Below are 13,173 nucleotides of genomic sequence, written 5' to 3'. Positions count from 1 at the left end.
GGAGTGGAATCAATGTTTTTTAAATCCAATCTGTTTAAGCTGGGCATCGGGATACTGCTCGGGGTGATTGTCTTTCTTATCCCCCGGCCGGAAGGGACGCAATATAAAATCACCGGAGATGCCGGACAAAAGTTGTATGCGCAGGTAAGCGACAGTTTTGAACTCCAACCCGCGAAAAGAGGCGGATATGTGCTCAAAAGCAAGCAGCCGGGCGCGGCAGATGCAAATGGTATTTACCTGAAAGAGCAGATTGCAGCAGCCGGATTAGCGGATGTATCCGTTGATTATGTGGACGGCCTGTCCCCCAAGGCAAAGCGTTTTCTGGCCCTGCTGGTGTTTTTGATCTTTATGTTTGTGGTAGAGCCCATTCCACTGGAAATTACGGCCATCCTGATCGGGGTGGGGCTTGTGGTCATGGGGGTGAGCGGTGTGGAGGGGGCCTGGGCGCCCTATATGCACCCGGTGGTGCTGTTTATCATGTGCTGCCTGATATTTGCCATTGCCCTGGATCGCTCAGGCCTTACCAAACGATTGGGCTATTTTATCATTCGTAAGGCTGGCACCAGCGTGACCCGCTTTACCTTTATCATTTCAATCGGCCTTGGCTGGGCCTCCGGGTTTATGCACGATGCCGCCGCCTGTGCGGTGGGCCTTGTCACTATGCTGCCCATGATGCGAGCCGCCGGCATTGAGCCCCACACAAAAACCGCCAAGTTCATGATGCTCTCGCTTCCGTTTGCCTGCTCAGCCGGCGGGATGGGGACCCTGGTCGGCGGGGGCAGAAACATGGTGGCTGCGGCATTTTTAAAAGAATTTACCGGACTTGAGATTACTTTTTTTGAGTGGATCATGTATGCCATGCCTATGGCCCTGGTAACGGTGCCGGCGGCTGTTTTTATGGTCTACCTGGTCTATCGGCCGGACCCGAACCTCAGGCTTCCGGAGCTGGACGAGGAACTGGGGCCGCTTACCCGAACGGAAATTGTCACCCTGATCATTGTCGGCCTGACCTTTCTGACCTGGTTGACCAAGGGCGTTCACGGGATCCATTACTCGATTACTGGTATGCTGGGGGTTGCCGTGCTCACGGTGACCGGCTGTCTTAAATGGGAGGATATCAATGACAACCTGGAATGGGGAACCGCGCTGTTTATTTTCGGCGGCGGCATATCGCTTGGTCTTGCCATGGGCTATTCAGGGGCGGGCGAGTATTTTGCCAACCTGTTTTTCCCGGTGGTTCAGGGGACCGGATGGCTGGGCCTGTTTATCGGGGTCGGCATATTCGGTGCCATTGTGACCAATGCCATGGCGAATGTGGCGGCAGCGGCGCTGATTCTGCCGATTGTTATTCCCATGGCCCAAATGGAGGGCGTGGATCCGACAGTACTTGCCTTATGCCTCGGTATGGCCTGTTCTTTTGCCATGCTCCTGGTTATCGGATGCCCGCCCAATGCCATTGCCTACAGCTATCGGTATTTCAAATCCGTGGATCTGACCAAGCTCGGCGTGGTGGTAATGCCGGTACTTCTCACGATACTCGTCATTATGGCGATGATTTGGTGGAACATTCTGGGGCTGGTGTAGGTGGGTATGGACAATCAGGGTCCGGGGAGTTCAGAAATGGAGAAAATTCGTGTCCTGCTGGTTGATGATGAAGCGGATTTCAGGCGCCCCATTGCCAAACGCCTGGATCGCCGGGGGTTTGAAATTCATGAGGCCGGCAGCGGCGAAGAGGCCCTGGATTACCTTGAAGCCAACCCCATCGACGTGGTGGTGCTGGATGTGAAGATGCCCGGTTTAAACGGAATTGATACCATGGCCAGGATAAAGGAGCGGTTTCAAGGAATTGAGGTGATTCTTCTGACCGGGCATTCCTCAACAGAGGATGGGGTTGAGGGGATTAAGCAGGGGGCGTTTGACTATCTCACCAAGCCCATAGAGTTGACGCATCTGGCCGGCAAGATCAATCAGGCGACTGAAAAACGCCGCCGCGAGATTGAAAAAAAACGGGAAGCCGAGTTTCGGACAAAGATGGAGCAGCAGATGGTTGCCACGGAACGTCTGGCCTCACTGGGGACCCTTTCCACCGGCATTGCCCATGAAATTGATAATCCCCTGGCGATTATAAAGGAGTCTGCCGGATATATGCGCCTGGTCCTGAACAAAGATGAAATGAGCGGCATTCCCCGTCAAAAGGATCTTTCTAATGCCGTGGATAAAATCGAGGCGGCGGTGGATCGCACCCGGCGGATTACGCATCAGCTGCTGGGATTTGTCCGCAAGCAGGAAAAATCCTTTATGGAGACCGACCTTAAGGCGCTGGCGGATGAAACCCTTGAATTTCTCGGCAAGGAGGCCCGGCAGAATAATATTGAAATAAGTATCGAGGCCGGCGGCGAGAGGGTTATCTGGAGCAATCCCTATGAAATCCGGCAGGTCCTGATCAACCTGGTGACCAATGCCATCCATGCGACCCCGGCCGGCGGCCGCATCACCATAAGGATTGAAGACCAGGGGGAGGGGGTGGCTTTGACAGTGGCAGATACCGGCAGCGGCATCCCCAAAGAGAACCTGGATAAAATTTTCGAGCCTTTTTTTACCACCAAGCCGCCCGGTCAGGGGACGGGCCTGGGCCTGTATGTCAGCCGGGGCATCGTTGGCCGCCTGGGCGGAAAAATGCGGGTTGACAGCCGGGTGGGCCGTGGAACGAAGATCGTGATTGAGCTGCCCCGCTGCCAGCCGCCGGTCGAAGGGGAAATCACAGACAACGAAAATATATGCTATGAAATTTTAAATCGAATAAAGGGAGAGCCCGAATCATGATCAAAATTCCGACCAACGTCCTGATCGTAGACGATGAAAAAGATTTTGTGGAGATGTTCGGCCTGCGGCTGGAGGAAGCCGGAGAGCGCGTCCACAGAGCCTACAGCGGAAAAGAAAGCCTGGACCTCCTGGCAAAAGAATATATCGACGTGGTGGTTCTGGATATCAAGATGCCCGGAATGGACGGCATAGAGACGCTTCAGGAAATCAAGAAACGCTATCCCATCGTGGAGGTGATCATGCTGACCGGGCACGGCACGATTGAAACCGCGGTCGAAGGCATGAAGCTGGGCGCCTATGAATACCTGCTGAAACCGGCGGATGTGGAAGAAATTACCACCAAAATTGAGGGGGCGCGGAAGCGAAAAGAGGAGCAGGAGGAACGGATCCGAAAAGCCGAACAGCGGTCTCTTCTGCGAAAAGGCGGCAATGTTTATTAGTGCCTGCCAAAATATTTTTTGCCCAACTTATATGAGTCAGGATCAAATAGAGGGCGCTTTAAAAACAAACGAATTAATTTTTAATTGAATCTATCAATTAAGAAAGGTTGTAAAAATGGATAAGAAAAAAATTCATCTGTTGTTTGTGGATGATGAACGTCAGTTTCTCGAATCCATGAAAAAACGCCTGGAAACCCGGGATTTTAATGTGGTGGCCGTTGAACGGGGCGAACAGGCGATTGAAGCGGCCCGCAAAACGCCCTTTGATGTGGCGCTGGTGGATCTGAAAATGCCGGGCATGAATGGCGAGGAGACGCTTAAGGCCTTGAAGAAGGAGCATAAATGGATGGAAATCGTCATCCTGACCGGTCATGGCAGTGTGGACTCGGCGGTTGAATGCACCCAGGGCGGGGCGTATTCTTACTTGCAGAAGCCGTGTGATTTTGAGCAGCTGCTGGAGGTTTTGAAGAACGCCTATAAGCAGAAGGTGATGAATAAAAATCAGATTGAAGAGAAACGGATGAACGAGATCCTAAAGATCTCCCAAACGACCTCCAGCCGGGATATCCTGCGGCGGTTAAGGGAGATTGACGCCGGCGAAAAGACTTGAATGATTGACCAAAGGCGGCTGAGGCCGCTTTGTCCCCTCCGGCCTCCAAATTCAAATCATGAAAAATTGGGGTGATAATTAGAGAAAACGGGGGGCAGGGCGCTTTCTTGCCAGAGAAGCGCCCTTTTAAACCTCATTGATTTGGTGCCTTTATTTATTGGTTTCCGGGAAGGGCACCATGCCGCGACTTTTTATGATTTCCTTGCCTTCCGGTGAAAGGGCAAAATCGATAAACGCCTTAGCAGGGCCTTCCGGGCGGCCGATTGTAACAAATGAAAATACCTGGGCGTAGGGATAATTTGGATCTCCTGGCTTATAACCGTTGATTGCGATTGTTTTGAGGCCCTCTTTGCCCCGGCGCGAGGCGCCCTGAGCGATAAAAGTAACGGAATTCCGGAAATGCCGTGCAGCCTCGATCACTTTGGTAGAAGCATGAGTTTTGATGTGGTAAATTAAATCCTGGCCTTTCATCGCTTCGCGTTTAAAATTTTTGTATAAACCTGTTTCTTCATCCGGCACAATCACCATAATCTCAGCATCATCCCCGCCCACCTGTTTCCAGTTGGTAATTTGTCCGCTAAAAATACCTTGTATTTGGTTATCGCTCAGGCTGGAAACACGGACGCCCGGGTGTGTGATCACCGAAAGCGGATCTTTGCAAAATGGTGTTTCAATTAATCCGCTTTGCCGTTGAACCGGCAAGAGCTGCTGAACTGTACTGGCAATATCACTGTAGCCGCTCATCAATCGAGAAATGGCCATAGGGGATGAGCATAATGTCAAATCGATATCGATCCCGGTTTTTTTGGTAAATTCGTCCAGACGCTGCATTTCAAATGCCTCATAAACCTGGTTTGAACAGGAATACCGCAGCACCTCATTGGCCTCGCACTGCATGAAGGCACCATTCAGGCAAATACAGGCACTAACGAAAAACAGGAGTGCCGAGCAGAGCGTTACTGTTTTTCTTTTTTGGTTTTTCAGTATGCTTTTCATCATTTTTCTCCTTTGATTTTTGTAATTAATGTTTTTTTTGGGATTAGTGTTTCATCATTTTTCCAGCATCCCCCCCTTTTTTTTGTTTGTTGGGTCCATAGGCACGATATGTCTGGCATGCGGCCCTTATCGGGCAACTGCTCAAAACTACAGCAATATTTGTGCCATGCAGGTCTTTGTTTAACCAAATGATATAATTATAAAATTATATGAAAAAGGCGGTGTTTGGGCCAGGCTTGCTGCCAGGTTTTTTTACAGAATGTAAAATTGAGTCGATGCCGCACGAGATAAGATTTACCAGCGGCATTTATTTTTTTTCTGCACTACCTATAATCTTTTGGAATTAAAGATTTTTATCCTTGGCGTGTTTTTGCTCATACCTGGCATAACCTATGCAAAGAAATGCAGATGAGGATTCTGCAATCATGGTTATGGGCGCACTTCTTGATAAAGGAGGTTTGAGAATGGCCAAAAACAACAAAGGGAAAAAACGGGTCAAATTTCAATTAAATGCAAAGGATGCCGCGCATGTTTGTCTGGTGGGAGATTTCAACGATTGGGATGCGGATAAGCATCCCATGCGCAGAAACTCAAACGGCTCTTGGGAAAAAACCCTGATGCTTGCCCCCGGCTGTTATGAATATAAGTTTCAGGTTGATGGGAAATGGCGTCTGGATACAGAAAATCCGGACAAGTGCCGAAACAGATTCGGCACGGAAAACTGTATTTTAAATGTTTAGTAAAAAATGAAAAGCGGATGAAGATGGCAAAACCCCCAAAAGTGCTCGTATTATTGGATGGTTCGCAGCGTTCCTTAATGACTGTGGACTATATAAGCCGCATGCTCATGTTCCACGGCAATCAAATTGTACTTTACCATGTTTTCAGCGGTATTCCGGAAAGCTACCGGGATCTGGGAAAGGAGCCGGCAAACGTTCATGGCTCTGAAGAGTTAAAAACATGGGGAAAAGAAAAACGGTATAGCATGGACACCTATATGAAGCACGCCCGCAAACGTCTAATCGATGCCGGATTTGACGAATCAGCCGTTGAGGTAAAAATTCATGACCGCGAGCAGGGAGTGGCCCGGGATATTCTGCAGGAGGCCGAAAAGGATTATGATGCGATCGTGCTGCGCCGGCGGGGAATGACGGAACTCGAGGGGCTTTCAATGGGGAGCGTGGCCTCAAAACTGCTTGCAAAAATCATTTTTTTACCCATCCAGGTAGCGGGCCGGAAGGAGCCAAACAACAGAATTTTGATCGGCGTTGATGGGTCTGAGGCAGCCGCTCAGGCAGTGGATTATGTGGCCGCGCAAATCGGGAGTTACGATTATGCCGTCGGCCTTATCCATGTCATCCGGGGATTCGGCAAAAGCATGCCGGATTACCCGGACCTTGACATGGGACCGGTGAGCCTGGAGATGGCAGAAAAACACATGCATGAGCATTTTAAAGGGCTGCGGGAAAAACTCCTATCCGCCGGGGTGAAATCCGAAAATATCACACAAAAAATCGTCACCGGCGCGTATTCCCGCTCCGGCGCCATCGTTATGGAGGCTGAGTTTGGCGATTACAGCACCATCGCAGTGGGCCGGCGCGGGCACTCCAAAGTCCAGGATTTTGCCATGGGAAGGGTCTGCCAAAAGGTCGTGCAAGTCGGCAGATACCATACGGTTTGGATTATATGAGTTTCATTTATTATTCATGTTTGGTCTGCAACCCGAAAAAATCTGTCTTTAAAAAGGAACCCAGCATGCTGTTTCCCATCTCAGGCGTAGAGGTAAATCCGGCCATACCTTTTGTTGTTGCCTTTATAGTTTCATTTTTTACTTCTATGGGCGGCGTTTCAGGAGCATTTCTCCTTTTACCATTCCAGATGACGTTCCTGGGTTACACAAACCCTTCGGTGAGTGCGACAAATCAACTTTTCAACGTTGTGGCTATTCCCAGCGGCGTTTATCGTTACTTCAGAGAAGGCCGGATGGTCTGGCCACTGACCTGGATTGTAATCATCGGCACGCTGCCCGGAGTTCTGATCGGTGCTATTGTACGCGTATCCTGGCTGCCTGATCCGCAGCACTTTAAACTTTTTGCTGCTTGCGTGCTATTGTATATCGGTGCAAAAATGGGTCGGGAACTGGTGAGTAAGAATTCTGTCCAAAGCAGCACGGCTGCAAGCGAAAGACGATTTCACGAGATGATCCGCCGCCGCCAAGCAAAGGCTGACGGAAAGGAAATGGCCGTTAAACCGGTCAGAGTGGACTATTTTAATCTGAAACGACTGGGGTATACTTTTTATGATGAATCCTTTGATGTCTCCTTTTGGGGTCTTTTCAGTCTCAGCTTTGTGGTGGGCATTGTGGGCGGCATTTACGGCATCGGCGGCGGCTCCATCATCGCCCCGTTCTTCGTAACCTTTTTCGGCCTGCCGGTCTATACCGTGGCCGGAGCCGCGCTTATGGGCACCTTTGTGACCTCTGTGGCTGGAGTCCTTTTCTACCAAAGCATTGCCCCGTTTTATCCAGCCATGTCTGTGGCACCGGACTGGGCGCTGGGCCTTTTGTTCGGATTCGGCGGAATGGCAGGCATGTACCTGGGTGCCCGGTGCCAGAAATATGTTCCAGCCGCAAAGATTAAGTGGATGCTGACAGGCATTATCCTCTTTACCGCTCTCAAATATATGGCCGACTTTTTCGGCTATTAATCCACTCAATATTATCAAACCTAAATTGAGCGTTCCAAATTTTTAAAATTTTGATATTGTCAGGCCATGAGACACGTATTTTTTTCAACTAGAAATAAGATTGCTGCGCTATTATTGTTTTCCCTGGTTTGCCTGTTTTTGTTTGGCATGTGCGGCTATATGCTCGTGGAAGAGCGGACTCCGGTTGAAGCCATGTATTTGACCATCGGCACCCTCACTACTGTGGCGCCTTTCGAGTTAAGCGATGGCGGCCGTATTTTCGCCATTGTGCTTATCGTTTTTGGTTTCGGATTGGTGGCTGCGACAGCTGCGCTTCTCGGCAATATGTTTCTGGATGGCAATACGCTCGAACTCTATCGGAGGCGAAAAGTGCGTAAAAAGCTGAAAAATTTTACGGATCATTATGTGGTTTGCGGCCATGGCCAGGTGGGCCAGATCGTTACGGCTGAACTGTTGGCCAGCGGTATGCCGCTGGTGGTTATTGATAATGATGAAAGGGCCATTCTTAAGTGCAAGGAACTTGGCGTCGCGCATCTCAGGCGGGATGCCATGGAAGAGGAAAGCCTTAAAGAAGCCGGGGTGGAAAGGGCCAAGGGGCTTATTTCAGTCGTGAACCGCGACGCGGATAATGTTTTTATCGTCTTGACGGCCCGGGCACTGAATCCGGATATGTCTATCTTCGCCCGCGCCAGCAGCAAGGGCGTTGAAAAAAAGCTTTTACGGGCCGGGGCCAATTATGTGGTTTCGCCCTATGCCAGCGCGGCGCTGCGCATCACCCAGAATATCCTCCGTCCGACCATAACCGATTTTTTGGATTCAACGATTTCCGGAAAAGAGATCGAACTGGCCATCGAAGAGCTGGAAATCCCTGAAACGGCCACCTTTGTCGGCAAGTCAATGATGGACGCAAACATCCGCAACGAATTTGACCTGATTATTGTGGCAATAAAACGGGCCGATGGCACCCGGATATACAATCCCTCTTCCTTGGAGTTGATTCATGCGGGTGACACACTTGTTTTTGTCGGCCCGCAAATCAATATCGATCAATTCATTGAAAAAATTCATGGGAAGGGCTGGAATTCAAAGAACAAGACGACAGCGGAGCCATGTGAGAATTGACCGCACGGTTTAGAATTCAAGATATATTTTAACCATATGACATAAGATAGCGGGGGACTCGGTTGAAACCTGAATCGAGCGATCCTTGGGCTTTCCGCTATATGAGGATATTCTGTTTTTTGAGTCGGTAGGTATAGATGCAGACGGCAAGGGTGATCAGATAGCCGATGCCCACCTGGCTCAAGCCTTGCCCGGAAACCGTCTGCAGCGACCAGTCCAACAGCACAAACTGCAGCATGCCGTTTGCCAGCCCGGCGATAAACATGCCTGAAAAAATATAGAAAGCCATTTTTCTGAGCAGGAAAATCGATACCGCCCCGGCGATATTCGCCAGCGGCAGAAGGCCCCCCAGGGTCCAGGCCAGGGAGGTTTTTCTGGCCATGCTCAGCTCTTCAGGCGAAAGATTGACATCACCGGTAAGTATCAGCCAGAGCATGGAGAGATTCATGACCCCGGAAAAAAGATAGAATGCAAAGATGAGCCATACCCAGAAAGGGCGTTTTTGACCGGTTTTTGGCAAATGAAGCATCATCGGCAGGAAAGTTTGCCCCGGGGGAGGCGGGACTGTCGGCTCTCACCCGGGGCAAGTATTAGTTTATGGTTGATTCGAATTAGTGTCCGCCGGATACTTCTGAGATTTCCGCCCCGCTCTGCAATACGCCTCTGGCGGTCTCCAGGATGCCTTCGGGAAAACCGACCAGGTTGAAGGTCCCGAGGAATGCCAGGAGCCAGACGGCCACCAGACAGAGGAGCCACAGCACGAATCCATATTTGACAAAGTCGATGGGCTGGATGACCCGCTCTCCGGTATCCGGATAGGTGCCCAGCCCGTAGACGATGGCGTTATTCGGGGTGCCTACGATCAGGAAATGGGCAAAGGATGTGGCAAACGCCACGGCCATGCCGGATGCCCACGGTTCACCCGCCACATCGGACATAATCCCCATGGGAATGACGATCGGTCCCAAAAGGGCGGTGGTACCGGCATCGGACATAAAGTTGGTCATCAGACCGGAAAATGAGGACAACCCCACCCAGAGGCCGAATCCCTGGCTCATGCCCAGATTGCTTAAAGCGGCCATGACGCTCTGGGCCAGCCACAGGGCGGCGCCGCTTTCTTTTAAGAGTGCGCCCATGGTAAGGGCCCCGCAGTACATGAACCAGGCATCCCAGGAAATGCCGTTTAAGATTTTATGCCAGTCCGTGGTTCGAAAAATGACTGGAATCAATAGTGCCAGCAGTGCCGGTCCGCCGAGGCCAAGGGTGCCTGAGGCGAAAACCCATAAGAGTAGAATGACGATCAGCATGGCAAAGGTGACATATTCGGCGTATTTCATTTTCCCCATCTTGCGGTTTTCGTCTTTAATCGCGGTCAGACCCGGGGTCAGATCCTTGTGTTTGAGTTTGCGGGAAAATACCACCAGCATGTAAACAGCCACCAGAAGCCCCATGACCGGCACCAGCGGGAAGCCGTACTTCATCCAGGTAAAGAAGTCCATGGGCACATTGTAGCCCTGCCAGTAGCCCATCATGATGACGTTTCGGCCGCCGGCGGCCGGAGATCCCACGCCGCCCACGTTTAAAGCAAAGCATAGGGTAAAGAGTAAAAATTTGGCCAGGTTGGGATCATGCTGGATTTCGCCGGAAGGGCTATTGGACTGGACCACGCCGAAATAGACCGCCATCATGACCGGGGTCATAAAGGCGCACATGGCGTGGGCGGAGATAAAGGAGCCGATCACCGCCATGCTGATGCAGAGAACGAAGATGGGCGTATAAAATCCCTTGGTCCAGCCGAGAATCCAGGCGGCCAGGCGTCTGTGAAGGCCGACATCCACCACGGCGACGCCCATGGCCAGGACCCCCAGCAAAAAAAGCGGGGCATCGCCTGCAAAGGTTTTGCCGATCATGCCTTTGGGGAGTAAATTAAGGAAGTAGGCGAGCACTGGCATCAATATGCCGGTGAGTCCAATGGGAATGGCTTCAGTGGCAAAAAAAATGACCGCCATAGGAATAATTCCTAAGACAGTCATGGCTTTATCTGCGGCGTTTTCAAGATCTGTGGCCACGCCCCAGTCGATTAATTTTTTATCAATGCCGCGCTCTCCGATAATTTGCGTCAGGCTGTCCGGCGTGGGCAGGACAAAGGCGACGAGAACAAAAACGGCAATGCCAACGATTAACCAGAAGGTTTTATTTGCGAGCAGCCCGCTGCCGCCCGGAGTTTCGATATCATGACTCATTTACCACTCTCCTGTGTTTCAGGTTCAAACTCATTTGTCATCGTTTTTCAGCGCCGAGCGCGGAGAGGTGAAATATTTTTCCGCTTTTGCCGACCGGATGCGTTCCTCCTGGGCGGCCTTTCGCTCATGGGCATTGTTGATTTTTTGGATCAGTTCATCGGTTTCACAGGGCTTCATCAAGTAGTCAAAGGCCCCCAGTTTCATGCCTTCAATGGCAGACTCCACTGTGGCATGGCCGGTTAGCATGATGACCTCGATGAGCGGTTTCATGGATTTAATCTGGCGCAGCGCCTCGGTTCCGTCAATGCCGGGCATGGCCACATCAAGGACCACCACATCGTAATTATATTTTTTGATTTTTTCTACGGCTTCTTCACCGCTCAGGCAGGTGGTGACATCATAGTCTCTTAGTTTCAGGCGTTCGGCCAGCTGTTCCACAAAGCTGGCCTCATCATCAACCAATAGGATACGAATTTTCATGTAGTCCCCCTTTAATCACGCAAATATCTGTGAATCGGGCTTTTCTGGCTCAATCCGGTTAGATGCTGCACGCTTTAATCATATTGCAGACTTCTTTGAAAACGTCGGTCAGCCGAAGAATACCCACGATTTTCCCGTTTCTGGTCACCAGCAGGGATTGATGGTGGCCCAGTACCAGCTGGTTGATGGCGACATCAAGGGTATCCTCCAGATCCACGTATTCGCCCTCCTCCGGAATATACATGCAGTTTTTTACCTGCATTTTAGCCGCTTTTTTGCAGATATCCGCGAGCGGCTTGTCCCAGAGGGAGAATTGTTGGATGAGAGAGCGCAGGAAGCTCTGGCTGAACCCGCTGGTCATCATCCGGCCGCCCTGTGCAGAAGCCTGGTGATATTTGGGCTCCAGACCTTTGAGGAGATCGAGCTGGCTTAATTTACCCGCAATTTCTTTTTTATCGTTGTAAACCAGAACCGCCCGATGGAGATAGGTCTGGTGGGATTTTTCCCAGCTTTTCTGCGCCTGCTCCAGGGCCTGGACCGCATCATAGAGAGTCGCGCTTTCGTGGATGGTCGCGTACTCCTCCAGGGGAACCATCAAGTCTTTAACAAGTATTTCCTTCATTCATAAGCTCCTGGTCTTTAAAATGGCAGCTTCATAAAAATTCGGCATAGTGATCTGTCAGGGCAGATGGCTATGCCGAGGCTCTGTTCCGTGTGTAAAGGTAAGCTTAACGCATCAGTTTCGGGCTACCTGTCTTTTTTTTTATCTTTTTTTTTATCTTTCTTTTTGTCCCGATCAAGGATCTGTTGGGCGGTATCAAACTCCCCGGCCTCAGCAAACGTGCCGGCCATCATGGAGGTTTCGATTTTCTGCCGATAGGCGCGCTGGATTTTCTGCACCAGGGTGTCAACCTCTACCGGCTTTTGCAGATATTCAAACGCACCAAGCCGCCTGGCCTCTTCTTCATCCTTTTCCGAGCCGTGGCCGGTCAGAATGATGACCTGAACATCCGGATAGGTTTTTTTTACCCGCTTTAAGACCTCCATGCCGTCAATGCCCGGCATCCTTAAATCAAGCACCATGACATCCGGGACTTCATTGTCCACAAGCTCCAGGGCCTGCTCCCCGTTATGTGCAATATTGGTGCCCAGTTCCCGCATCTTGATCCGTTCGGACAGGGTTTTGACAAATTCTTCCTCATCATCGACCAGAAGAATTTTAATGTTGTCTTTATCCGCCATTGCGTTCTCCTTTTGAGTTTGGGTCAACAGATTTTCTTTTGCAACTATCCATTAACGCTTTAGCGGTTTCACTTTCCCCCGCTTCAGCGAATGCAGCAGCCATCATAACCTTTTGATATCCGCTGATGGCGGTTTCGGCCTCGCGCTCACTTTTCTGCGCATAGGCTGTTTTGATCCGCTCCATCAAGGTTTTCATATCAAACGGAATCAAAAGGTCATCAAACGCGCCCCGCTTCATCCCGTCTATGGATAATGCCATATTGCCGGAGCCGTTAAGTGTAATTACCTCCGTCAACGGGTTGAGCTTTTTGATCAATGACAATATTTTTAATCCTTCTAATTTTAACCCTGAAAGATCCAATAGTGCAACATCGATTTTTTTCTTTTTGATCAGGCGGTTGATTTCTTTGGGCTGGTTCGCTGAAAAAATGCGGAAATCTCCCTGGGCCAGACGGTTGCTCAAATTGATGCGGTATAAATAGTCGGTTTCAATAAGCAACAGATTGATTCT

The 13,173-nt window shown here is 50.5% G+C and carries 15 protein-coding genes; 8 read left to right on the top strand and 7 right to left on the bottom strand.

Going from position 1 to position 13,173, the window contains the following annotated elements; all coding sequences use genetic code 11:
- Nucleotides 1-12 precede the first annotated feature (12 nt).
- The 4 genes from U5L07_05875 to U5L07_05860 all read left to right on the top strand — a co-directional run bounded on the left by U5L07_05875 (nucleotide 13) and on the right by U5L07_05860 (nucleotide 3,873).
- Nucleotides 13-1,584 (top strand): DASS family sodium-coupled anion symporter, encoded by a 1,572-nt coding sequence (locus U5L07_05875; protein MDZ7831259.1) that lies wholly within the window; start codon nucleotides 13-15, stop codon nucleotides 1,582-1,584.
- Nucleotides 1,585-1,620: 36 nt separating this feature from the next.
- Nucleotides 1,621-2,823: a response regulator gene (locus U5L07_05870; GenBank protein ID MDZ7831258.1), complete on the top strand. Its 1,203-nt coding sequence runs from the start codon at nucleotides 1,621-1,623 to the stop codon at nucleotides 2,821-2,823.
- Nucleotides 2,820-3,263 (top strand): response regulator, encoded by a 444-nt coding sequence (locus U5L07_05865; protein MDZ7831257.1) that lies wholly within the window; start codon nucleotides 2,820-2,822, stop codon nucleotides 3,261-3,263. The genes U5L07_05870 and U5L07_05865 overlap by 4 nt, the downstream gene beginning before the upstream one ends.
- Nucleotides 3,264-3,378: 115 nt before the next feature.
- A complete protein-coding gene (locus U5L07_05860) occupies nucleotides 3,379-3,873 on the top strand; it encodes a response regulator (GenBank protein ID MDZ7831256.1) in 495 nt (164 codons plus the stop codon).
- A 150-nt stretch (nucleotides 3,874-4,023) separates the two neighbouring features.
- Here U5L07_05860 and U5L07_05855 read toward each other — a convergent pair whose 3' ends face one another.
- Complete coding sequence (locus tag U5L07_05855) at nucleotides 4,024-4,869, bottom strand: substrate-binding domain-containing protein (GenBank protein MDZ7831255.1); 846 nt, start codon at nucleotides 4,867-4,869, stop codon at nucleotides 4,024-4,026.
- 464 nt (nucleotides 4,870-5,333) lie between these two features.
- Between U5L07_05855 and U5L07_05850 the strand changes: the two genes are divergently transcribed.
- From U5L07_05850 to U5L07_05835, 4 genes are all read left to right on the top strand, one after another.
- Entirely contained in the window at nucleotides 5,334-5,609 is a 276-nt protein-coding gene (locus tag U5L07_05850) for an isoamylase early set domain-containing protein (GenBank protein MDZ7831254.1), read from the top strand.
- Entirely contained in the window at nucleotides 5,534-6,559 is a 1,026-nt protein-coding gene (locus tag U5L07_05845) for a universal stress protein (GenBank protein ID MDZ7831253.1), read from the top strand. The genes U5L07_05850 and U5L07_05845 overlap by 76 nt, the downstream gene beginning before the upstream one ends.
- Nucleotides 6,556-7,575, top strand: a complete 1,020-nt coding sequence (locus tag U5L07_05840; GenBank protein MDZ7831252.1) for a sulfite exporter TauE/SafE family protein — start codon at nucleotides 6,556-6,558, stop codon at nucleotides 7,573-7,575. The genes U5L07_05845 and U5L07_05840 overlap by 4 nt, the downstream gene beginning before the upstream one ends.
- Before the next feature lie 114 nt (nucleotides 7,576-7,689).
- Nucleotides 7,690-8,697, top strand: a complete 1,008-nt coding sequence (locus U5L07_05835) for a potassium channel protein (GenBank protein MDZ7831251.1) — start codon at nucleotides 7,690-7,692, stop codon at nucleotides 8,695-8,697.
- A gap of 97 nt (nucleotides 8,698-8,794) precedes the next feature.
- On the opposite strand, the gene U5L07_05830 is transcribed toward U5L07_05835, so the two are convergent.
- The 6 genes from U5L07_05830 to U5L07_05805 all read right to left on the bottom strand — a co-directional run bounded on the left by U5L07_05830 (nucleotide 8,795) and on the right by U5L07_05805 (nucleotide 13,161).
- On the bottom strand, nucleotides 8,795-9,229 hold the full coding sequence (locus U5L07_05830; GenBank protein ID MDZ7831250.1) for a hypothetical protein: 435 nt from the start codon (nucleotides 9,227-9,229) through the stop codon (nucleotides 8,795-8,797).
- Between the two features lie 79 nt (nucleotides 9,230-9,308).
- Nucleotides 9,309-10,940 (bottom strand): SLC13 family permease, encoded by a 1,632-nt coding sequence (locus U5L07_05825; GenBank protein ID MDZ7831249.1) that lies wholly within the window; start codon nucleotides 10,938-10,940, stop codon nucleotides 9,309-9,311.
- A gap of 30 nt (nucleotides 10,941-10,970) precedes the next feature.
- Nucleotides 10,971-11,420 (bottom strand): response regulator, encoded by a 450-nt coding sequence (locus U5L07_05820; GenBank protein MDZ7831248.1) that lies wholly within the window; start codon nucleotides 11,418-11,420, stop codon nucleotides 10,971-10,973.
- A gap of 58 nt (nucleotides 11,421-11,478) precedes the next feature.
- Nucleotides 11,479-12,042: a CBS domain-containing protein gene (locus U5L07_05815; protein MDZ7831247.1), complete on the bottom strand. Its 564-nt coding sequence runs from the start codon at nucleotides 12,040-12,042 to the stop codon at nucleotides 11,479-11,481.
- A gap of 125 nt (nucleotides 12,043-12,167) precedes the next feature.
- Complete coding sequence (locus tag U5L07_05810) at nucleotides 12,168-12,662, bottom strand: response regulator (GenBank protein MDZ7831246.1); 495 nt, start codon at nucleotides 12,660-12,662, stop codon at nucleotides 12,168-12,170.
- Nucleotides 12,652-13,161 carry a response regulator gene (locus U5L07_05805; GenBank protein MDZ7831245.1) on the bottom strand — a complete coding sequence of 170 codons (510 nt, stop codon included), beginning with the start codon at nucleotides 13,159-13,161 and terminating at the stop codon, nucleotides 12,652-12,654. The genes U5L07_05810 and U5L07_05805 overlap by 11 nt, the downstream gene beginning before the upstream one ends.
- Between the last annotated feature and the right edge of the window lie 12 nt (nucleotides 13,162-13,173).

Source organism: Desulfobacterales bacterium (genome assembly GCA_034520365.1).
Classification (GTDB): Bacteria; Desulfobacterota; Desulfobacteria; order Desulfobacterales; family Desulfosalsimonadaceae; genus M55B175.
Note: the sequence above shows the minus strand (reverse complement) of the source record. Positions and strands in the feature narration are given on the sequence as shown.